Here is a 21,258-nt window from a genome sequence, read left to right as displayed (position 1 = left end):
TTCTTCGCAACGACGCCATTCCTAGAGAGACGGAAGCCAGTCATGGCTTGTAGGAAAATGACTACACAGCTCTGCCCCGCATGCGTAGAGTGTCCAAAAGCGCCTACAAGGAAAGCGCCATGGCTCGCATCCTGATCGCCGATGAACATCCCTTCACTAGGCACGCCTTGCGAGTGCTGCTGGAAAAAGATCGGCATGTCATCGCTGGTGAAGCGACCGACGGGCTTGAAGCCTTGAGCATGGCGGCGAATCTCAATCCGGACCTGCTGATCATCGATCTCGATCTGTCTCGCATTACTGGCCTCGATGTGATCAGTCGGCTCCGGGCGCGAGGGAGCCTCATCCCTATCCTAGGATTCAGTACCCAAGACTCGGAGCATTTTGTAGGCCGTTTTCTACGAGCCGGTGCTTCAGGCTTCGTCAGCAAACACCAAGACAGCCCAATACTCAGTGAAGCGGTAGGGGTTTTACTCCGAGGACAGACCTACTTTCCCAGCAGCATGCTGGGTACGGTCAATCGGCACAGCGTGCAGGAAGACGATGCAAAACGGGTGGCCTCCCTGTCCAACCGGGAACTCAGCGTTCTCACGCTGCTTGCCACGGGTTACGACAATCATGAGATAGCGAGTGAGCTGACGATTAGCGAGAAATCGGTTAGCACCTATCGTGCCCGGATACGCGCAAAGCTTGGCGTGTACAGCTTGTTGGATCTGGTCGATTTTGCGCGTCGCAATCGCCTGGCAGATGGCGCCAGCCAGATGACGCCTCCCGCTACTGAGACATTGGCCATCACTGATATGTGGCGGTCGATGGTCGAAAGTCTTCCTGGCGCCTTCTATGTGCGCGATACGCAAGCCAGACTTTTGTACGCCAATCCCGCGCACCTGAGGATGTATCGCGCCGATCTAGAACAGGTTCAGGGCACAAAAACCACTGAGGTTGATTGGTATAACCCGACTGATGCGAAGAACATGCTGGTTTTTCTTCAACGCGCTATTACCGAGCGACGCTCCTTCGACAAAGACATCGAATTGACCATTCATGGGCAGCGGCGGGTACTGCATCATTGGGGTACCCCCTACCTTGATCCCGAAGGCAATATGCTGGGGATGATCTGCTGTAGTACCGACGTAACCCACAGATATGAGCAATTGGATGCATTGCGCGCCAAGTCCCAGGCCAGCGAACTCGATACCCAGAGGTTGACTGAGTTGCTTGTCAGTCTTGGTGGGAGCATAGAGGCAGGTTTGGCTACCTTGAGCCAAACCCTGCTGGATGGTCAGAGCGATTCGTCGTCCTTCGCCCAAGAACAAATCAGCGAGCTTCAGGAAAAGTTGAAGACGGTGATGATCGCAGCCACCCCCTCCGAGGAGCCCACATCTAAGCTGGAAGCAGTCAATCTGGCCGGGTTTGTTCGACAAACCTTGATACGATCACCGAGAAAAGCGGCAAACAAGGGCGTCATAACACGCATCGATTCTGATCTGCTCTCGGATAATCTGGTGCTGGTCGACACAGGGATGCTCAGCCAGCTTCTTCGCCATCTGGCGAGTTACCTATCCGAAGTGATATCCGACGGTGAGCTTCATTGCTCCCTGTCCTGTACGACTAAGCAGAACAGCTTCGGTGCCAGGCTCACGTTTAGAAGCGTGCCCGTTAAAAGTAAGCAGCTCCGTTCCTACTCTTTGAGTGAGCTCAATGCATCCGGCGAAGCACAGTCCGATGATCGGGCGCCGTTAGAACTTATAATTGCGCGACAGCTGGCTGCTCGACAGGGAATGGAAATCAACATTTCTCACCATAACCCATGTGAGTTCGTCGCCCACTTACACATGCTTCTACAGCGTCCAATTAATTAAACAATCGATCGAGTTGTTATTGCTTGCCAGGCGAATATTTAAATAAATCTGTCTCCGCTTCATCTACATAACGACCTCGTGCATGTGCATTTTGGCAAGACACTCTAGGCTTGAATTTATAATTCAAGTAGTACTTTAGCCGATGTCTGGCCGGCCTTTAGATTTGAGAAGGCGCACAACGAGCGTTGGTCAGAATTAGACGAAAAATAACCCGTGATGGGCGTGCAAGCGCGTATGTCGTCGAGAACGTCAGTCTTTCGTCAGTCCTCACCGTGACGAACATTCTCCGAATTCATATATGACAGCAAGTAATCCAACGAGCGGATTAAGCTGCCAAAGAGTCGGGGACCGCTATTCGCCACCGGCCGCTTTGGGTCGATAGCGGACGGTCAAAGGTATTTTTTGAAAGTCGCAGCCGTAATTGCCACCATCCATCCAAGCACTGCAGCGCATGGCAGTAGGACCCAAATGGGATTCACCGATAAGGGCAGGGTGAGGTAGATCACCCAAGGGCTTACCATCAGCGGCAGCAACAACCGCTTCGCTCGATGGTAGACAAAGCTGCTCTCCCGGCCCGCTCCAAACTTGCGCAGGTCGCGACGCATCAAACCATCGATCGCGCCGGTGATCACCGCGAGCAGGAACAGAGGCATAGATAGTGTGAGTACGGCCAGTCGCACCACGAAGGTGAAAGTAGTGAACAGGGCCGCTAGTAGGTAGTCCTGCGTCAAAACGTAGACCTGCGCGAACTCCCCCTGCTTTGAAGGTTCTCGGCTGAGCAATCTCAGCTGGGTATCGGAATGCGCCCATCCGGTGCGCACTACGACCCAGTCGTTCAGGTGTTCGAGTACCTTGGCGGCCGCTTGCGCCGGCTCTTGCACGAGCAGCGAACTCTTGAAGTGGCCACTGAGCCAGCCCAGCTCGCTCAGCCACATGGCATGGCTGTGATGCCAGCCCTGCTCGGGCCAGAACCAGAGCATGCCTACGAACTCCAGGGCGATGGAGAAGATTAGCGACGCGAACAGCAGGCCGAGTAGCCGCAGACACAGCTCGAGCATGCCGAAGATAAGCCCCGGACTTCGCTGTGGAGGAGGTGGGCTGTCTGGGGTGGTCGGCATAGGAGCTCCACAGTACTCAGTTGCTCACGACGCGTTCATTGGGAGTGCCTGCGTCCGGGTGGAGGCATCTCTGGATCGAAATCGACTGTCGGTGCTCCGCCAGCGCTGCTCCACCAACTCCCCGCATTGGCGTTGTAGGACTCGCGCATGCGCGCAGCCAGGGTCTGCAGATCCGCCGGCATCGCATCGTCGCTAGCCGGCTTCGGTAGCGGCATGCGTACTTTCCACAGTTGCCCGCCTTCCTGGAACGAGAACATCTGCCCCTTGGGCAAGGCGATGATGTGTGCGGGTTCGATCAGGGGCACGGCGTTGGTGGTGACCCGGTCTTGCGAGGAGGAGGTGAAGTCAGTACGGGCATCAGGATCGGCGGTGTCCGTCGCTCCAGAGACTAGGGTGCGTGTCTGCACGTTGACCTTGGGCAACTGGTTGGTCAGCAGTTCTGCGGTGGCGGTCTCCCGTACCCGCAGCATCTGCAGGGTGTTGAAGTTGCCGATGACCTGACCGGCCTTGGCCCGATTACCGATCCGCGCCTCGATGTCGCTCAAGGTCTGGGTGTAGGCGGTGACCTGGATACCGGCTCCACCACCCTTGTTGATCAGCGGAATGAACTCGTCGCCCATCAGCTCGTTGAACTCGTCGGCGTGCAGGTTGATCGGCACCTTGTCCGCGGCGCTGGAAGAGCCTGGTAGACCATGATCGATACCGTGTTTGTAGATATGGCCCGCCACGGAGACCAGATCGGCAAACATCGAGTTGCCGACTGCAGCGGCCACCTCGGCATCGGACAGCGCATCCAGGCCGACGTAGACGATGCCGCGTTTGCGGATGACCTGCAGCCAGTCGAAGATCGGCCGCGGATCGTCGAGGTCGGTGTAGTTGGGGGCGAGCAGTTGCGCGGTCTTGCCGCTGGTGAGCTTTTCCAGCAGCGGCAGCAGTGAGGCCACGATCTTGTCAAAGTAGGTGCGGTCGTAGCGCACCGCCGAGCGCAGGCCGTCCATCACCGGATCGAATATGCGCTTGGCAGTCAGGTACTGCTCGATCGCCACCACCCGCTTTTCTCGGCCGATCATGTGCCGCGGGATGTTCTTCTCGTTCAGCCGACCTTCGATCTGCACGATGGCTTCCCAGGCCTGTGGATCATGGCGGGCGAAGAAGTGCTGGGCGTATTCGATGAACAGCGCATCGATGTTCACTACGTGCCGCTGGATCTGCAGGTAGTCCGGGCGCCGGCCGAGTTCGATCAGTGCCCGGGCGATGATATTGACGAAGCGCCAGGCGAACTCGCGAAATGCCGCTGAATTGCCTTCGCCGCTCAACTGGCCAGCGATGCGGGTGGCGACTTCGGAAATGCGGCCGAAGCGGCCGATGGCGTTGTAGCGGGCGGAGATCTCTGGCCAGCCCAGGTGGAACACATAGAACTCATGCTCGCGGCCGGCGCGCCGCGCTTCCACGTACATGCGTTTGAGCAGATCGGCATCGCCCTTGGGGTCGAAGACGATGACTACCTCCTGGCTGGAGCGGTGGATGTCTTGGGTGATGTAGACCTCGGCCAGGCGCGTCTTGCCGACCCGGGTGGTCCCCAGCACCAGGGTGTGGCCGACGCGCTCACCCAGCGGCAAGCTGGCTTCCTGTTCCTTTGGCTCGACGCCGTGCAGCAGTGGCGAGCCGCCCACCGGCGGCAGTGGCCGTACGGGGTTGAATTGGCTGTCCCAGGCGGTCAGGCGAGGCAGCAGTGACAGCCCCGGTGGGGCCTTCTCCAGCAAGCGCTCCATTCGCCGCGCCCACTGGTGGGCGGCCGATTGATTGACGTAGCGGGCCAGCGCTGGGTCCTGTGCCTCGAGCAGACGCTGGGTGTGCAGGCGGGTCCAGCGAAAGCCGCGGCCCATGAACAGGCGCTTGCTGCTCACCGGAATCTGCCGGCTGGTCAGCGAGTAGCGCGGCAGGCGGCGGATATTGCGCCGATAGCGCAGAACAATGCGTGCCTCGTTAAGTCGCTTCAGACCGAATGCGGTGTAGGCCAGTGCCATGCCTGCCCCTACCTCGGGCGACAGGGCTACTGCCCAGGGCGAATGCAGGCATAGGGCGCCGGCACCGGCGCAGATGCCCACGGTGTACAGCTCCACCGCAGGGCGCAGTAGGGACTCCATCGCATGTTCGCCCATGATGCACCCTCACTGTTCCAAGCCGGTGGGCGTGATCAGCACCGGGTAGTGCTGCAGCTCCAGGCGTTCGGCGATGTCGTCACCACTCACCGGCCAGATGTCCAGCCCCGGGGCTGCCGCCTGGATGCGGCGCAAGGCTTGGGCGTCGGCTACTTCAACAGCCAGGCCGCTGGCGCCCAGGTCATGCAGCCTCTGTGCATGCTGGGCCAACCATTTCAGGGACGCGGGGTCTTGCCCGACGAGGAACAGCGGCGTGAACCCTGGCAGGTCTAAGGTCCTCGGCGGCACGGCACCGGGTGATAGGCGTGCGCTGTGTACGGGCAGGGTCCAGGTCAGCGCGCGGGGATCGGGCTGCTGGTTGGGGGCCGCGAGCGCGGCAAACGTCCACCACAGGCAGGTAAACAGCATTACCCAGCACCGACGGTTCATGGCTGCGCCCCCCTCGGAGAGGACACGACTGCCTGCACACGCTGCCAGTGCTGGCTGAACTGTCGGCGGTACTGCGCTGCGGGTTTACCGCCGGCAGGACGGTGATAGCGGCCCGCCGCCACGACCCAGTCACCGCTGTCGGCATAGTGGGCGCGCAGCAACTCGGCAGTCACAGCCAGGTTGGCGCGAGGATCGAGAGCCTCGCAAGCGCTGTGGTAACGGTTCGGGTGGTAGCCGAGGTTGGTCTGGCCCAGCCCGACATCGATGCGCTTGGGATCGTGACGGATCAGCGCCTGTTTGAGTGCGGCACACGCTTCCTCACGGCGGGCGAAACGCTGCGGTGTGCCAGCGACATTCAAGGTCCAGGGCCAGGGCATGAGGTGACCCCGCAGCGGCGTACCGCTCTCCTGAAGGGCAATGGCGAACAGCACGGAAGCGGGGATGCCAGCGCGCGCAGCGGCCAGTTGATATGCCGGCGGCGGCAGCGCTTCGGCGTGAACGGCCGTGGCGCCGGTCAAGGCCAGCGCCAGGATCAGTCGATGCGCTGCCATTTCCCATCCACCTGCTGGTAGCGCGCTGGCAAGGGGCGGCTAGCGCCCAGGGCGAACCAACGGCCGCGGTCATGGTTGAGGGTGACTTGACCGCTGCTGACCTGTGCTGGGGTAATGCCTGCGCTGCGTGCCCACTGGCGTAGACGCCCATCGTCACCCTGGCTGCCGATCAGGTACACATCGAGGCGCGCGCCGCCATGCAGCCATTGCAGGGTGTTGGTGACGCAGGGCGGGCAGCGCTCCTCCACAAACAGGGCAAAGCGGCCAGCAGCGGTAGCCGCAGAATCCTCGGCCATACCCTGTACGGGCAGCATCCCAGGGAACAGGCGTGCCCAGGCGGCGGTGTAGGCCTTCTGGTAGGCCAGCTCGCGCTCGGCGCGCTTGGCCTCGAGACGGACCTGCAGCTCGGCGTAGCGTTGCCGTTCCTGGTCTGAGTCGGCCTCCACGCCGAGGGTGGTGAGTGGGTCGAGCTGCGGCGACCAGTAGTGGCGGGGCCCAGTCTGAAGACGCTCAAATTTGGCCCACTCATCATTAGACAGCCCCCAGGCCCTGGCCCGAGCCGCAGCGGATACCTGCCGATCAAGTGGCGTCTGTTCGCTGAACTGCGGAGCCGAGTCAACCAGTTCTGGCGCGCTCCACGCCGCACCTGCAAACAGGCAACTGGAGAGCAGGATGAGCGACAGAAAGGAGAACCGAGTCATACGCACCTCGTCACGGCAGTGGCAGTGTGTGGTCGCCATGCCCCGGGACATGGAACACCACCTGGTCCGCGCGGATCGCGCGCAGCTGCCAGCTGTTCAAGCTGTCGCCAGGCTGTAGCAAGTGCACGGTCGTCAGCGAATGCGCACCCGCAGGCAGGGCTGCCACAAACCTGACGTCACCTCGGGTCTCGATACCCAGCAGGGTGAAGGGCGGGGCCAGAGGCTTGGCCTTGGCTTTCTCACCACTGGAGGCCTGCGGTTGCGTGTTGGCGGTTGCTGGCGCAGCAGGGCGGGCTGACAGTTTCTCGAGCGTGGCCTCTGCCGTGGCCAACCGTTGTTCCAAAGCCGTCAGATCGTTGCTGCTCGGCCCTGGCGGTGCCGCCTCGAGCGCCTTGAGCGAGACGGCCAGCTCATCCTGCTGCTGGCCGAGGGTGGCCTGCGCTGCAGTGTGTCGACCTTGCGCCTCGCCCAACGCCACGACCTGCGGCTGCAGCGTCGTAAGCCGGTCGGCCAACTCATAGACATCGCGGCGCAAGGCCGGCGCTGGATCGGCCGGGGCGTTGTGGGCGGCAGCCTGAAGCTCAGCCAGTTGCTGATGATGGTTGTACGTTTCGGCGGCGAGCACGGCGGCGCCCAGGCACAGGGCACCGACCACTAGGGCCTGAAAATGGAGGACCTTCATGGCGTAAGCTCCAGGGTCGAAAAGGGGGGAGCGGGCGACGGCACGCGCAGGACATAGCACACGGTCCGTTCGACCGGTTCGATGTCGAGTCGCCAGGCCGGGCCGCCGATGATGGTCAGGGCGTCCAGCAGCGAGATAGGTCCGAGCTGGTGCTGTACTGCGGGCAGAGGGCGACGGAACAAGCGATCCACCGCAGCGCTATCGGCACACAGCGCGTAGCCCGAGCGTTGCAGCACGTGACGCAGGGCTTCACCGACGCTGGCATGCAGGGCTGGTGCAATTTGTACGTTGACCAATTGATACAGTGGCTGGCGCTGCTCCAGCGTCGGCCGGGTGGTGACCAGGGTGTAACGGTCCTGGCGCACCCAGGCCGGAAGCTGGGTTTTCGGCTTGGACGATGCCCCCGGCAAAGCGGGTGGTGCTGCGGATGCCGGGGCTGGAGGCGGTGGCGGCGTGCTGCAGCCCGCCAGGGCGATCATCAGTCCGAGGGTGGAGAGTGTGGGTGTGTGCATGACCGTGTCTCGACAAATGTTGCCGATACGATGGCGAAGGTGTGAGTCGAGTCCCCACTGGAAAACCGAATCTAGCCAGCCAGCTTTTCAGTCGGCTACCACAAAAAAGGCGCCCGGGAGGGCGCCTTGGTCAGTCTTCGGTGAATAGCGGTAGCTCCGCCAGTGGTGCGGCGTCAGGGTCAAAGATCAGCAGGCGGGTGTCTGCCTGGCCTGCCAGCATCAGCAGCTGGAGCAGCACCGGCGGGACATGGTCATCGCGCATGCGCGCACAGACTTCGCTGGCGCTCCAGCCGATCCTGCTGGCTTCATGTGCCGCTACCCAGGGTGTCGAGTACAGCTTGCACCCCACGGCATGGTTGCTGTGGAGCTCGAAGCACTCGAAGAAGCCCGCTGGCGAATTGCACCAGGTGCACACCTGCAGGAACTCGAACTCGTCTGCGGGCAGGTGCGCGCTGCTGATCTCCCAACTGCGGCTGTAGTGTCCGGTGGCAAAGGACAGTTGCTCGATCAGGTTACGCGCAGCCTCGACGTTGCCGAGGTCGCCGATATGCATCGAGCGTCCGAGCTGATTGCCCATGATCTGGTAGAGCACCGTGTTCACTAGGCCGTCGGCCGGGCAGCGCATGCGCACAAACTCGGGTATGCATACACCGTCGGTGATCACCGCGACGTCGTCATCGAACCGGCACGGTTGCAGGCTAATGACCTCATCGGGCAGCTCGTTCTGAGCCGGGTGCAGGGCGCGGTAGCACGGTGGGCAATCGTCGGCATAGCTGATTTGCAGGACACGCTCGTAGCGCAGGTCTTGGAAGCCGCGAAGAAACGGATTGGTAAGAGAAGGGTGCATGGTGGTTCTCCGAAAACGCCGAGGCCACCCCGAACGGGCGGTGACCTCATGGGCAAGGTGGGCTGTCACATCCAGCCGTACTCGGCCAACGAAAGCGGAGTGCCTTCGCCGATGATGATGTGGTCCAGGACGCATACCTCGACCAAGGCCAAAGCCTCGGTCAGGCGGGTGGTGAGCACCCGATCGGCGCCGCTAGGTTCCGAGCAGCCGGAGGGGTGGTTGTGGCTGAAGATCACGGCGGCGGCATTGTGTTCGAGTGCCTTGATCACCACCTGGCGGGGATACACGGAGGCACCGTCAATGCTGCCGGTGAAGAGGATGTCGAAGCTCAGCACACGGTGGCGCGAGTCGAGACAGAGCAGGGCAAACACCTCGTGGTGGTAGGGGGCGAGCTGCAGTTTCAAGTAGGCCGCAGCATCGGCGGGGGTTATCAGCACCTCGCCGCGCTGGAAGTGACGCTGGTCCAGCAACTGCAGGGCCTCGGTGATCAGCGCATCCTCACGGGCGCGTTGGGCCAATACGGGATTGATCGGGTCGACCAGGTTCAAGGCGGTGTTCATGGGCAATTCCTCGTGAGAGCTGAGGCGCCTCCTGAGGGCGTGCCCCAGGCTGGTTTAAGTGTGTGATCAAAGGCGCGTGAAGCGATGCCGAGTACCGTGCAGCGGGTTTTGGCAGCCCTCGCACGGTTGCAGGGAGAAGGCCTCGATACCGGCGCCGGTCTGCGGATCGAAATCGGCGCTCAGCGGTAGCAGGGCCTGCAGTTGGGCGCGCATGTGAGCGATGCGGTGTTCGACTTCAGCCTCGCTGTAGTACAGCGACAGTCCGCTGAAGTCGTCGTAGGCGACCGCCTGCAGGCAGTCTTCGCAGAGCCAGAAGCTTTCCATGGCGACCTCCGACGTGAATGAACAACAGCCGCTCCTAAGAGCGCCTGTTGCGGGCGGTCAACCTGCCTCAAGCAGACTGGCGTGCGGCTGTGGATTTGCGTGCAACGGCTGGGGTTGGCTGGCCTTGGTCAGCGTCACCGTCAGCCTGTTCCGACTCTGCTGATTCAGTAGCCTCAGGCGCTGCAGCAGCGTCGGTGCGAGCCGGCGCCCGGTAGCTGAACTGACCGTCGACCTTGATCCACTCGATGAAGATCAGTCGGCCTTTGAGGCTGGCGCCGGGTTGCCCCTTGCGTTCACCTTTCTCGTACATGAACGGATCGATCCAGAGGTCGCCGATGCGAAACGCGATAAGGACCTTGCGTTCCGCGCGGACGTCTTCTAGGTGTTCACGGATCAGCCGGTCGGCTTCACCGCTGGCGACCTTGCAGTCGAAGCGGGTGTACTCGACGTCGTCCGAGGCACCGTGCAGGGCAGCGATGTCACAGGCCATGAACGCTTGGCCGCGGCGAACCGGGACTTCGCGAACACGGTTCAGGTAACCGATGCCTTGGGTGTGCAGGTTGAAGTAGGTGGTGGGTGCGTTATTGCTTGCAGTAGTCATGATGGAGCTCCTGTTCAGCAGAACGCGGACATCCACCGGCCCTGGCGGCTGGTGAGTTCCGCAAGGGGAGGTGCAAACACATGATCGGTCGAGAAGGCGCTCATCACCGATGGGACGGTGACCGTGCGAGCTGCCGAGCGCGAGTCGCACTTTGGGGGAGAACCACCCGAAACGGGCGTAGCCTTGAAGGTCCTGGCTACCTGGGTGCTGTCAACGACAGCGGTGTGCAGCTCATCTATAAAACGCCGCGAAAGGCCCGTCAACCATGGTTTTAAGGCGCTCTGAGCGGGCGGAATCGGGTGGCTTTCGGTGGATTGTCGGCGGCGAAAAAATAGCCCGACGGTCATCAGGCTAGGAGGAGTTGGACCACCCTTGACCCGGCGATGTGGCACCGGAGTCCGTCGCAGACCTCCACTGCCGATCCACCTGGATCAACCGACCCTTGTCGTGGCCTGGGTCGGAATCAACTGGCACGCATCCGCGCACAAAAGGTGCCCAGTGTTTCGCCGGCGGGCACCGGAGCTGAGCATCGTCGCCGAAGCGGATGACCCCTGAGGCCTGGTGCAAGCCGCACGGGTCATCCACCTGGGAGACTTGGAACGCTGAGAAGTCATCCGCAGATGCGCTGGAGTGTGGCTCCGAACTCTAGGAGTCTGACCGAGCTGCCCGGAGCGAATCGGTCTAGGTCGCCAAGCGGCGAGGGGCCAGATCACTACACCAGCGCTGCGGTGCGCCGTCAAGTCATGCGTTTTTCGCCCGTTTGGTTTTTGCCACCGGTTTGGTGCCCTTGCATTCGGGGTAGCGGGTGCACGACCAGAAGCTGCCGGTGCGACCTTTGCGCTGGCGCATGGCGCTGCGGCACACCGGGCAGAACGGCCCCTTGCTGGGGGGCGGGCGCAAGGTGAGCGTGGCGTTACTGCGCACCAGTCGAGTCAGCCATTCTGCCTGTTTGGCGAGAAAGGTCTCGACACTCAGCTGGCCCGATTCGATGCGGTCCAGCGCCTGCTCCCACAGCGCGGTCATGACCGGGTCGGCCACCTCTGGTGGAACCGCTTCGATCAAGGTATGTGCCGCCGCTGAGGCAGCCAGGCTGCGTTTCTTCTTGGTCAGGTAACCGTGGTCGATCAGGCCTTGGATGATCGCCGCGCGGGTGGCCTCAGTACCGAGTCCGCAGCTGTCCTTGAGCTTCTGCTTCAGGCGCGGCTCGGCCACCTGGTTGGCGATGGTTTTCATCGCTCTGACCAGGGTGCCTTCGGTGTAGGCCTTGGGCGGTTGTGTGCGCTGTGCGTTGAGCGTGGCGTCGATCAGCGCTACCGTCGCGGATTCACGCAACGTCGGCAAGCGCTGCGCCTGTTCTGCCGGCTCGGTGCCGTCGGCCTCGTTGATCACTGCCTTCCAGCCGCGAACAAGGATCTGCTTGCCGCGCGCCAGCAAATGGTCGGACTGGCTGTGCAAATGCGCCTGGGTTTTCAGGTACTCGTGCTCGGGCATGAGCTGCGCGAGATAGCGGGCGCGAATCAGCGTGTAAACCGCCCGCTCGCGCTCGGAGAGCTGCGCCAGATCCAGCGTGACGGCGGTGGGAATGATGCCTTGGTGCGCGGTGATCTTGCTGCTGTTCCAGGCACGGGAGCGGCGGCTGGGGTCGACTTCCTTGAGCACTGCCCCCAGCGAGGGTGCGGCTGCGGCCAGGGCGTGAAGTACGCGCGGCACCTCATCGAGCATACTCTCCGGCAAGTAGCCGCAATCCGTCCGCGGGTAGGTCGTTGCCTTGTGGGTTTCATACAGGGCCTGTGCGGTAGCCAAGGTCTCCTGTGCACCCAGTCCGAGCTTGGCCGAGCAGATCTCCTGCAACGTGCCCAGGTCGAACGGCAGCGGCGGGCCTTCGCGCACGCGCTCGACTTCGACACTGTCGATCTGCGCGGTGCCAGCTTGAGTGAGGCGCCTCAGCGCCTGCTGTGCGGCGGTTTCGTCAATACAGCGTCCAACCGCATCGCTGACTGCGGTCGGGGGCTGCCAGCGCGCTTGAAAGCGGATCCCGTCCTGCTCCAGATGCGCATCGACGGTCCAGAACGGCTGCGGCACAAATCTGGCGATCGCCCGGTCGCGCTCGACCACCAAGCGCAGGGTGGGCGTCTGTACGCGGCCCACCGGGAGCAGTCCATCGAAACCGGCGCGGCGGCCGAGCAGGGTAAAAAGCCGGCTCAGGTTGATGCCCACAAGCCAGTCGGCACGGGAGCGGGCGAGGGCACAGTGGTACAGCGGCAAGGTCTGCTCCCCCGGACGCAAGGCGCCCAAGGCTCGACGGATCGACGTCTCATCCAGCGCGGATAGCCACAGGCGCAAAATGGGTCCCTGGTACAGGCAGCGCTCGAGAATCTCCCGGGCGATCATCTCGCCCTCGCGGTCGGCGTCGGTGGCGATGACCACTTCCCTGCAGGTGCGCAGCAGTTGGCTAATCACCTTGAGCTGGCCAGCGACCTTGGGTTTGGCGACCAATTGCCAGTGGCTGGGAATGATCGGCAAGTCATCCAGCGACCAGCGTTTGTAATCGCCATAGGTTTCAGGCGGCGCGGTTTCCAACAGATGGCCAACGCACCAGGTGACAGTGATGTCTTGCCCCTTCAGGCAACCATCACCGCGGCGGCTGGCCTGCAGCACCCGGGCGATGTCGCGGGCTTGGGATGGTTTCTCGCAGATGAACAGGCGCATAAACGTGCCCTCTCGGTGGGTACCGACAGGGTGGGGGTGTGATCGCGGAACGCCAGGGTAAATCCGAAGGTGCCGAGTTCATATCGGCGGGCAGGTGTTACTTGCGCTGTGCGAGGTGGTTCGCCAGCGTTTTCAGAGACTCCAAGGCGAACTGCTTATCTGCGTCATCGAGCTCCTTGATGATCGAGTTGATCTGCACCCCCAGGTCCTGCGGCCGAGGGCTGATCGCGAGCAGCAGTTCATCGGCGGGGCAGCCGTACAAGTCGGCCAATTGCAGCAGCTTGGACACCGAGAGGTCAACGAAGCCTCGCTCCAGGCGCGACACCGCTTCACCAGAGATCTGCAGGTGCTCGCCGACCTGCGTTTGGGTCAAGTGCCGGGTTCGACGATACTTCGCCAACTGGCGACCAATGTGATGTGGGCTAGGCTCTTTGACGGGCAAGGGGGGCGCTCTCCGATTCGACCTATATGGTCGAGCAGCAACCCAAAGATATGAACGACTCAAAAGGTTGACTAACAACCATCTGGGGCGTATCACCGAAAAAAATAGATGACTCGACCGTCACCACGGAGGCAACAACTTGCACGGAACCCACCAGAGTGAGGCAGATGCGTTAGCGATCAAGGCTTATGAGCTGTTCATGGCCACCCATCTGGAACCGGATCAGGAGCAGGCTCGCGCCCGGCTGATTGCCTGGGTTCAGGAGAGTCCGCTGCACTGGCGGGCGTTCCTTGCCCTGGACCAGTGCCTGGCGGAAGTGAAGCAATTGTTGGAAAGTGAGCGGCGCAGGAGTGCCCGGCGAGAATGAGCCAACGGCAGCACCCAGTAATGCCCGCTGAGCTGCCTGCATGGTTCCAGTGATTTCGCGTTGCAGGCGGCGATTCCACTGGATACCACGCACTTACCCGGGCTTGCGTGGTGCTTTCTTGCCAACTCCCTTGCGCGAACCACTGGCGTTATCGCTGGCTTTCTCGCGCATGGTCACCGAAGCTAGGCGGTGCGGCAGGATACCGATCCGCCGCGCCTCCACCTTGAACGTCACGCGCGCATTGTCCTCGCTGTCCTCCCATTCCTCTTTGACCGTGCGCCCCTCGACCAGGACCCGCATGCCTTTCTGGTACAGGGTGGCCCAGTGTTCGGCGTCACGGTTCCAGAGCTCGACGGGCGCCCAGTAGCCGCCGCGATCCTCGTAGCCGCCTTCGCGCGGTACCGGATTGTCGAAATAGACATTCAGCCTCAGCATGCGGCGCGGCTCATCCGGATTGGTGTTGAATTCCTGATACTCCGGAACGCTGCCGATGTTGCCTTCACCAACAAACAAAGTACTCATGCGTGTTACTCCTCGGTGGGGGAACGGGTTAGGGCGAGCTCGGCGGCCTCGAGCTTGCTGGCGCCAGAGATAGCCTGGCGGTACAGCGACTGCAGGCTGCTCATCTGCAGGTTCAGCACCACGCGGTTGGTCTCCAGCTGATACAGCGCCTGCCGCAATTCAGGATGCAGCCGCGGCTGAGCCACTGCCTCCTGCCACACCTGCACGCCCATGCGCAGAAAATCCGGGCTGCGCCAGCGCAGGAAATCGGTGCCCGTCGCGCTGTGCTGGACGACTAGTCGCAGCTCCAACAACGAGAAGGGTGGCTGGGCCATGATCGCCAGCATCACCGCCATCAACTCGGCGACCTGGGCGCGCAGGCGCAGGATCGTCTCGGCGAACTGATGCAGCTCCCCCTTACCCTTAAAAGGCTTTAAAAGGCCTTTTAGGGAGGCACCTTGTGCGAACTCGCGATAGGCATCGGCTGACAAACGCCGGGCAATGGCTTCGGCCAGGGTCATGCCTCACCCCCGTCGTTTGAGGTGTCCGCTGTAGGCTGCTCCTGGGCTTGCGGCGGATTCGAGCCTTCGATCTCGGAGGGCGCGTTGTTGCGCGCGATGAGTGGAGCGAACTGGGAGCGGCGCGTGCCCTCAAGAATGTCCTGCGGCAAGATGCCGAACTTGTCGATGGCTTCGCGGGCGCGGGCGTTGTTGGCGGCCATGTCGTCGCGGCTTACCCCGGCCAGGCGGTAGCGCTGCGCCAGGCCAAACAGGCTGCGCAGCAGATGGGCGCCGCCATCGATCCAGGACTCCATGTCGCCCCGGCCGATCAGTGCGGTGTGGTGGGCGAGCAGCACCCGCCGGACCAGGGTGTCGTAGTCGGTGAGCAGGTAGATCGCGAGAAAGCCCAGCTGGCTGCCGATGAACAGCGGCAGGGTGACGGGGTGAATATTGAGGTTGTCGCCGACATCGACTTGTGTGGGCAGCGCCCGTTCCACTCGGCTCATTTGCTGCGTCAGCGTGGCCATGTCGAGCCTAGCCTGCAGCAGCTTTTCTTCCAGCTGCAGCATGAACCAGTCCGCGTACGGGTCGCCCTGGCTGCTGGCGTGTTTGAGCAGGTTGGTGACGCTGATGTAACCGGGCATGCCCAGGATCGGATGTACCCCGTCGCGACCGCTACGCCCCTGCCACAGCCGTGCCGCATGGTGGGTGTGCAGGGTGAGGGTGATGCTGCTGCGCAGGGAGCCCAGGTTGAGTTGGTAGTGATCGACCATCGCCAGTACCTCGCCGTCGGAATGACGCCGACAATGGGCCTAACCCTGGCCGGCGACGCGCATCATCGCGAAGGTGGTGCGGTCACATTTCCAGAAGGGTGGACGTCTCTGGAGTCAATGGCAATGGCATTATGTCCACCGAGTTCCAGCCCTATGTAGCCGGAGTGATCCCTCGGCAACGTTGTTTCAGTTCCTCAAGGCAGGAGAGGGCAAGTGGCGACGCGCTGCGCTGACTGCCACGCTTCGGTCGTTCGCGGGGCGGTTCCTCTGACGCAGAGTTGGCTGGGCGCGAAGGAGGGGTTGAGGATCTCTCTTCCTCGCTACGCGCGGCCCACAGGGTGAACTCGCCTTGGCACGCGCGCTTGATCAAGCCCATCAGGTAGGCGACGGGTTTTCGGATCTCACCGCGGGCGCAGCGCACCGCCGCTTCGTTGATTACCGCTTGTTGCTGTTCCGGCTCGAGCTGACGCATCGCCTGGGAGGCCATGCGCCGCTCGTTCGGGTTCAGCGGTAAATCTTTGGGCCATCGTGCTCGACCAAACTCCACCTGCCCCAGTACCGTACTTTTTTTGCTTTGCTCTTTCTGTACTGTACGGCCAGCGTCGGTATTCCGAACCACAACTAAATCCGCTGCTTTGCTGCAGGGTTCGGGATTGGTTGCGCCAGCCTGAGAATTCCGAACGAGGTCGAGTGCGCCAGGTTCGGAATCCCCTGTATCTGGTTCATCGCTCATCAGCGGCAGCGTTTGCTGTTGAACCGGTGGTAGCGAGCCGAGCTTGTCCTTGTCGAGTTGGGATATCTGCGGGTCGGCCTGGATTTCCGCGATCACATGCTGCGCCACGTCTCGGACCCCTTTGGTAGCATGCGAGAGGTTCTGTTGCAGCAGCGCCGCGTAGCCGCTGTCCAGTTCCAACTGCTCGGCCGCGGTCAATGGATCGCCGTGCAGCACATAGACGCAACCGCGCAGGCAGCCGTTGGCATCGCGAGACCGGTCCACCAGGCTAAGCCAGCGGGTGGTGCGTAGCACGTTGAGTGCGCGGGCGATGGTTTCGCGCGAGGCCTGGGCACCGCACGGACTGGTCGCCAGGTAGGGCTGCAGGTCCTGATAGCGTGGCGTCTTGACCTTACGTTCGGTAATCAGCCAGCGCAGTACTTGCCAAGTGTTGCGTTCCAGTGGTGTCAGGCGGCGATCCAGCAGCAAGGTCTGCGGCAGCGGGTTGTTGTCGCCGTAGTAGATCGTCCGCACCGCGGGCTCCTCAGTGGGGACAGCCAGTTTGCCGTTCGCCGCGTACCACTCATTTCGCCGCCGAAGGGCGTCGTAGCACTGACGCACCACGTCCTGCCAGTCGACCTCGTAAAAGCTCAGCATGGAGTGCCTCCGTACAGTTCGACCTGTTGCCAGACCAGAGTCAGGCTAATCTGTTGCTCCTCGGCCAGCATCATCATGGTGTCCAACGGATCGTTGTCCGGATCCTCGGTGCGCAACTGGCTCCAGCGCTTCCATACGGCATGCTCCTGCGCTTCGCTGAGCTGGACCGGCCGACCGCGGTGGGTCTCGATCTTCAGCACCCGGCGGCGCAACGCGGTTTCAGAATGGTCCAGGCCAAAGCAGCGATACATGATGTTGGAGCTCGCGCCCAACTTGAGCGCCCGGTTGATCAACCGCTCGTTCTGTTCGTCGCGCTCGGCCTGAACGATCAGGCGCCGCAAAACGGTGATGTCGACCTTCACTTCGACCCAGGCGATCGAAGAGTGCGCCAGGTGAGACAAGGTGGTCGGCGGCAGCGACTGCAGCACCTCGATGTCTTCATCGGCCAGGCCCAGGGCCTTGCAGCGCTGCAGCCGGCCATGGCGTAGCTCATGCAGCACTTGGTTCAACATGGCATGGTTCAACAGATTGAAAGTCGTGCTCATGAGGTGACTCCTCACGTTATCGAGTGGACGACAGCGTCAGTTCGATCAAGTGCCGGGCGTGGAGGATCAGCGTGAACAGCTGCTCCAGCTGGGCGTCAGGAAGGCGTTCAAGGCCCACCGTCAGGGCTGGGCGGTCGGTGAAGGGGAGGTCGTAAACGCCGATCAGCAGCTGACCAAACAGTGCTGCCGGCAACTGCTGGCGTTCCTTCCAGGCCACGTCGTCCTGCAGGCGCAGCAGGGCCGAGAGCAATAGCTGGATACCGGTGTGCCGCGGGCTATGCTCGCCATGCCCCGGTGAAAGCGTGAAGCCGAGGTCATCTGCGAGCGCGTTGACCATGTCGCCAGCGTCTGCGTAAACGGCAAGCTCGGCGGCCAAGGACGCGCAGCTCGCGCGCAAGGCGCTGATCTTTTCCAGTGATGCTGCGTCAGATGGCGACTTAACAAGCAGAGTTGGAGCATACTCGCGCTCTTCCAGGGGCTTGTCTGGCAACGGCTCGTCACCCAGCGCCTGGCGAATATCGGGCAGGCGTGGTGCTTGCTGCGCCGAGAGGCCTGCATCAGCTTTTGTCGGCTCGGGGTTGGGTACCGCAGTCGGCGCTTCTGGCGGATCCACAGGTGAAGACGAGGACTTTGCAAGCTCACCCGCTGGAGTGGACTGAGGGGTAGGAGTGCTGTCGGCAGGGGGGAGCGAAGGGCGTTGCTCCTGGTGCAGCTCCAGAGCCAACAGACGAGGTGTTTGCTCAAGGCTCACCGCCATTCTGGCAATCAAGTCATCCTGCAGCTCACCCGAATCCAGTTCCGGTTTTTCACCGTCGAACGCTGACAGAACCTCGAACCATAACAGCGGGAACTGCTCGGGGGCACCGAAGTACCGATTCCAAATCGACTCCGCTCGCCGTCGCAAACTGATGAGGCGCACGATGGCAGATTTGCCCAGCCCCGCGTACAGCATCTGCGGGATGGCAGGGAGCAGGTGCTCGAGCACGTCGAACATGCGGCTGATGTGTGACTGCGAGATGGGATAGCCACCCTCACTCAAGCGCGCCGCGAGCTCGCGCTGGGTGAGGCGGGTATCGCCGGGCTCAAACATGCCCTGAAGCTTCGCCACTGCGAGGGCCCGCTCGATAAACGTCAACTGGCCGTGCAAGTCACTCTCGGCCAGGTGCCCGAGCAAGGCATGTGACTCCGACTGCCAAGGGCGGAACAGGCAATGGATACGGAAGAACCGCTCTTCGCGCGTTTCCTGCCACAGCTCACCGAGGATGCTCAGACGCGTGTTACCGCCGTTGCGGATGATGAAGTGGCGCTCATTGGGACGCCGGGTGATCGCAGGTGGCTGATCCAGACCACGCTCGCGGATTGAGGCTTTGATGTCGTCATACAGCGGGTTGCGTACCACACGCGGGTTGAGCTCGTAGGACCGCAGTTGCTCGAGAGTGACTACCATCGGTGTATCGCCAACGGTGGCCTTGGCGAGGTCGCGATCGTGTTTCTGCGGAAAGTGCGCCTGTTGCAGCTGACGCGTGATGTCTTCGGAGGTTGGTGGCTTCATCACTCATCCTCCGATCAGACGCGACGGAGCAGTTGGTGCGCGGCAGCAGTCGGAATGCGCGGCGCACGCGCGGCGAGCGCGCCAATCTGCTTAGCCCATTGCGGGAATAGCTCGATGGCCAGGCGGCGCATCACTTCTGCGGCGCAAAGGCTGCGGCTGCCGGGCGCTGGAACTGGCTCTACCCGGTGCACAGGCAGGCCGAGCGAAGCGGCATTCGGGTAAGCCACACGATCGGGGATCACCGTGCTGCAGACGCTGACATGAGGGTCTTCCTGGAAAGAGGCTTGGAGGCTCTGCATGATCAAGCGCGTGTCGCGGCGGTTGGGATTGACCTGGTTGAGGAGCAGCTTTACTGATGGCAAGTCAACGCCCAGGTAGCGGTAGGGTTCCAACTCTTCGAACAGACCCAGCGTACCCCTGCGCAGCTCTCGTGCGGCGAGCATTTCTGGCGGGACCGGGCACAGCGCGCAAGCGGAAGCGAGGATGACCATCTCCACGACTACGCTGCGTGCGCCCTGGGTGTCGATGATCATCATGTCGTAGTGATCCTCGAAGGCAGGCAGCAGGTTGCGCAGGCGTAGGCGGCCATCGGCCGCGTGCAGCAGCAGGGTGCTGATGTGCCCGGCGCGGTCGTTGGAGACGATCAGATCGAGGCGCTGGATGACGGTGGTAGAGATCACCAGCTCGGACGCCGTCAGCCGTTGGGCAATGAGTTCGTAGCTGCCGGCGTCACGAGTCTTGCCCAAGGCGTAGTAGCTGGACAGTGTCGGCTGGCTGTCCATGTCCAGCAGCAGGACGCGAAGGCCGGAGTCGGCTAGCACACCGCCCAGGTTGGCGGCGACGGTGGTCTTGCCCGCGCCGCCCTTGGTCGATATCAGCGAGAGGACGTCCATGGGTCAGTTCCCCGTGGACAGCCGGTCTTGGACCCACTGTTCGATTTCCAGAGAATCCCAACCGACTGCACGGGTGCCAATGCGCCGACATTGCGGAAACTGGCCGGCCTTCATCAGGTTGTAGATGTGCGATCGCTTGAAGCCGGTTTTCTGCTCCACTTCATCGCGGCGCATGATGTGGCGGTCGACTGGCAGAGGGGCAGGGCTGGTGGGTTGCATGATGTCACTCCTTAGCGCCGGGTGGCGCATGGTGGGAAGTGACTGTCAGTGAAGGTCGGAGGAGGGTGAAAAACATTGTCAGGCAATGCCGGGCATTGCCTGACAATGCGGCGTCAGCCCCGTTTTACCTGGGCTATAAGCCGGCGCGCGTCGGCAAATCGCCGATCAATGGTACTTTTGCTCAAACCCTCCACACCGGGAAAGCGCAGCAGAATGGCTTGCACCAACGCTGCCTGGCTGGAATAGATCGACTGCTGCTTGCCGTTTGGGTTTTTCCCTAGAGTGGCCACGAGCATTGCGCCAATCAGCCTGTTTTGCATGGCCTCGGAGGTCTCGGACGGGATGCCAAGCGAGTCGAGTCGCGCTTTCAGCTTGTCGTTGAGCGTGGAGAGTGCTGCCATTTCATCAGCGGCGGAAGCATGGGTTTGCTGCATTTGCTCAATCTGATACAGGGCAAATTCGAGCTCGGCTTGCTTGGCTAAATGTGCATTTAAGCTGACGCAACTCGAGTGAGCAGCGTTTGGAGCAAATAGAAAGGCAGGTCTCTGATCTGGCAGGCTCCGTACGAACCAGACCAAGAGATCAGTGCGCCGAATGGAGTAGTACATCCTATGTACGTGACTGTCCGACGTAATCGGCTGCCCCAGGTAGGTCGCTGGCAATTCGCCGCTGAGAATGGCGTCGTAGATGCACTCGACATGGTCGTGGAGATTAGGCCACTGCGGGAAATGCTTTCGCAGGCTGCCTGGTTGTGACAAGTCGACCTGCAATATTTCGTCTTGGTGCTCTGAGAGATCACACCACAAGATCGCGGCGTCAATGGGGTGGTAGGAGCTTCTTATCGTGATCATGGCACACAGCCTCCAGCTGCGTTCATCCTAGAATCGCTGGCGGGGGCTGATCCGGCCCCGTCGAGCGCGCCGGGTTCCGAAAGACCATTTTCGGATCCAATGCAAATGACAATACTGCCATTACTTGGTTCTGCAAGGTGAAGCCAGTTGCGACAGATTTTGACGCGAATGGATCTCATTCCAGCGCGCTC

At 61.9% G+C, this 21,258-nt stretch carries 24 protein-coding genes; 2 read left to right on the top strand and 22 right to left on the bottom strand.

The features are described from left to right. Window positions 1–119 precede the first annotated feature (119 nt). Window positions 120–1,859 (top strand): response regulator, encoded by a 1,740-nt coding sequence (locus tag ABRP30_RS17770; RefSeq protein WP_349975025.1) that lies wholly within the window; start codon window positions 120–122, stop codon window positions 1,857–1,859. A gap of 389 nt (window positions 1,860–2,248) precedes the next feature. On the opposite strand, the gene ABRP30_RS17765 is transcribed toward ABRP30_RS17770, so the two are convergent. The 13 genes from ABRP30_RS17765 to ABRP30_RS17705 form a co-directional block, all read right to left on the bottom strand. Further along, window positions 2,249–2,977, bottom strand: a complete 729-nt coding sequence (locus ABRP30_RS17765; protein ID WP_349975024.1) for a TIGR03747 family integrating conjugative element membrane protein — start codon at window positions 2,975–2,977, stop codon at window positions 2,249–2,251. A gap of 35 nt (window positions 2,978–3,012) precedes the next feature. Next, window positions 3,013–5,139, bottom strand: a complete 2,127-nt coding sequence (gene traD, locus ABRP30_RS17760; protein WP_349975023.1) for a type IV conjugative transfer system coupling protein TraD — start codon at window positions 5,137–5,139, stop codon at window positions 3,013–3,015. A 9-nt stretch (window positions 5,140–5,148) separates the two neighbouring features. Further along, window positions 5,149–5,568, bottom strand: coding sequence for an integrating conjugative element protein (locus ABRP30_RS17755; RefSeq protein WP_349975022.1), 420 nt, complete (start codon window positions 5,566–5,568; stop codon window positions 5,149–5,151). Beyond that, window positions 5,565–6,119 carry a transglycosylase gene (locus ABRP30_RS17750; protein ID WP_349975021.1) on the bottom strand — a complete coding sequence of 185 codons (555 nt, stop codon included), beginning with the start codon at window positions 6,117–6,119 and terminating at the stop codon, window positions 5,565–5,567. The genes ABRP30_RS17755 and ABRP30_RS17750 overlap by 4 nt, the downstream gene beginning before the upstream one ends. Next, window positions 6,101–6,820, bottom strand: coding sequence for a TIGR03759 family integrating conjugative element protein (locus ABRP30_RS17745; RefSeq protein WP_349975020.1), 720 nt, complete (start codon window positions 6,818–6,820; stop codon window positions 6,101–6,103). The genes ABRP30_RS17750 and ABRP30_RS17745 overlap by 19 nt, the downstream gene beginning before the upstream one ends. A gap of 10 nt (window positions 6,821–6,830) precedes the next feature. Next, complete coding sequence (locus tag ABRP30_RS17740; RefSeq protein ID WP_349975019.1) at window positions 6,831–7,502, bottom strand: hypothetical protein; 672 nt, start codon at window positions 7,500–7,502, stop codon at window positions 6,831–6,833. Next, entirely contained in the window at window positions 7,499–8,014 is a 516-nt protein-coding gene (locus ABRP30_RS17735; RefSeq protein WP_349975018.1) for a PilL N-terminal domain-containing protein, read from the bottom strand. Before ABRP30_RS17735 ends, ABRP30_RS17740 begins: the two co-directional genes overlap by 4 nt. A 130-nt stretch (window positions 8,015–8,144) precedes the next feature. Continuing rightward, a complete protein-coding gene (locus tag ABRP30_RS17730) occupies window positions 8,145–8,861 on the bottom strand; it encodes a hypothetical protein (protein WP_349975017.1) in 717 nt (238 codons plus the stop codon). 65 nt (window positions 8,862–8,926) lie between these two features. Beyond that, window positions 8,927–9,421: a JAB domain-containing protein gene (locus tag ABRP30_RS17725; protein ID WP_349975016.1), complete on the bottom strand. Its 495-nt coding sequence runs from the start codon at window positions 9,419–9,421 to the stop codon at window positions 8,927–8,929. Window positions 9,422–9,487: 66 nt separating this feature from the next. Then, a complete protein-coding gene (locus ABRP30_RS17720) occupies window positions 9,488–9,745 on the bottom strand; it encodes a hypothetical protein (protein ID WP_349975015.1) in 258 nt (85 codons plus the stop codon). 67 nt (window positions 9,746–9,812) lie between these two features. Further along, the gene (locus tag ABRP30_RS17715) at window positions 9,813–10,346 is read right to left on the bottom strand and encodes an STY4534 family ICE replication protein (protein ID WP_349975014.1); all 534 of its coding nucleotides are present in this window, start codon (window positions 10,344–10,346) and stop codon (window positions 9,813–9,815) included. A 741-nt stretch (window positions 10,347–11,087) separates the two neighbouring features. Continuing rightward, window positions 11,088–13,055 (bottom strand): DNA topoisomerase III, encoded by a 1,968-nt coding sequence (locus tag ABRP30_RS17710; protein WP_349975013.1) that lies wholly within the window; start codon window positions 13,053–13,055, stop codon window positions 11,088–11,090. 97 nt (window positions 13,056–13,152) lie between these two features. Beyond that, on the bottom strand, window positions 13,153–13,428 hold the full coding sequence (locus tag ABRP30_RS17705; protein ID WP_372490333.1) for a helix-turn-helix domain-containing protein: 276 nt from the start codon (window positions 13,426–13,428) through the stop codon (window positions 13,153–13,155). Between the two features lie 268 nt (window positions 13,429–13,696). Between ABRP30_RS17705 and ABRP30_RS17700 the strand changes: the two genes are divergently transcribed. Then, the gene (locus tag ABRP30_RS17700; protein WP_372490332.1) at window positions 13,697–13,864 is read left to right on the top strand and encodes a hypothetical protein; all 168 of its coding nucleotides are present in this window, start codon (window positions 13,697–13,699) and stop codon (window positions 13,862–13,864) included. A 93-nt stretch (window positions 13,865–13,957) separates the two neighbouring features. Here the strand turns inward: ABRP30_RS17700 and ABRP30_RS17695 are convergent, their stop codons facing one another. From ABRP30_RS17695 to ABRP30_RS17655, 9 genes are all read right to left on the bottom strand, one after another. Further along, the gene (locus tag ABRP30_RS17695) at window positions 13,958–14,386 is read right to left on the bottom strand and encodes a single-stranded DNA-binding protein (protein ID WP_349975010.1); all 429 of its coding nucleotides are present in this window, start codon (window positions 14,384–14,386) and stop codon (window positions 13,958–13,960) included. 5 nt (window positions 14,387–14,391) lie between these two features. Further along, window positions 14,392–14,886, bottom strand: coding sequence for a DUF3158 family protein (locus tag ABRP30_RS17690; protein ID WP_349975009.1), 495 nt, complete (start codon window positions 14,884–14,886; stop codon window positions 14,392–14,394). Beyond that, a complete protein-coding gene (locus tag ABRP30_RS17685) occupies window positions 14,883–15,638 on the bottom strand; it encodes a PFL_4669 family integrating conjugative element protein (protein WP_349975008.1) in 756 nt (251 codons plus the stop codon). Before ABRP30_RS17685 ends, ABRP30_RS17690 begins: the two co-directional genes overlap by 4 nt. Window positions 15,639–15,789: 151 nt before the next feature. Next, window positions 15,790–17,007: an STY4528 family pathogenicity island replication protein gene (locus ABRP30_RS17680; protein WP_349975007.1), complete on the bottom strand. Its 1,218-nt coding sequence runs from the start codon at window positions 17,005–17,007 to the stop codon at window positions 15,790–15,792. Continuing rightward, window positions 17,001–17,552 carry a DUF2857 domain-containing protein gene (locus tag ABRP30_RS17675; protein WP_349975006.1) on the bottom strand — a complete coding sequence of 184 codons (552 nt, stop codon included), beginning with the start codon at window positions 17,550–17,552 and terminating at the stop codon, window positions 17,001–17,003. The genes ABRP30_RS17680 and ABRP30_RS17675 overlap by 7 nt, the downstream gene beginning before the upstream one ends. A gap of 16 nt (window positions 17,553–17,568) precedes the next feature. Continuing rightward, complete coding sequence (locus ABRP30_RS17670) at window positions 17,569–19,104, bottom strand: ParB family protein (protein ID WP_349975005.1); 1,536 nt, start codon at window positions 19,102–19,104, stop codon at window positions 17,569–17,571. A gap of 14 nt (window positions 19,105–19,118) precedes the next feature. Then, window positions 19,119–19,997 carry a ParA family protein gene (locus ABRP30_RS17665; RefSeq protein ID WP_349975004.1) on the bottom strand — a complete coding sequence of 293 codons (879 nt, stop codon included), beginning with the start codon at window positions 19,995–19,997 and terminating at the stop codon, window positions 19,119–19,121. A gap of 3 nt (window positions 19,998–20,000) precedes the next feature. Beyond that, the gene (locus ABRP30_RS17660; RefSeq protein WP_349975003.1) at window positions 20,001–20,216 is read right to left on the bottom strand and encodes an AlpA family transcriptional regulator; all 216 of its coding nucleotides are present in this window, start codon (window positions 20,214–20,216) and stop codon (window positions 20,001–20,003) included. A gap of 113 nt (window positions 20,217–20,329) precedes the next feature. Then, window positions 20,330–21,067 carry a hypothetical protein gene (locus tag ABRP30_RS17655; RefSeq protein WP_349975002.1) on the bottom strand — a complete coding sequence of 246 codons (738 nt, stop codon included), beginning with the start codon at window positions 21,065–21,067 and terminating at the stop codon, window positions 20,330–20,332. Between the last annotated feature and the right edge of the window lie 191 nt (window positions 21,068–21,258).

This window comes from Pseudomonas sp. WHRI 8519, assembly GCF_040224055.2.
Taxonomy (GTDB): domain Bacteria; phylum Pseudomonadota; class Gammaproteobacteria; order Pseudomonadales; family Pseudomonadaceae; genus Aquipseudomonas; species Aquipseudomonas putida_X.
This window is presented reverse-complemented; position numbering and strand designations above follow the sequence as displayed.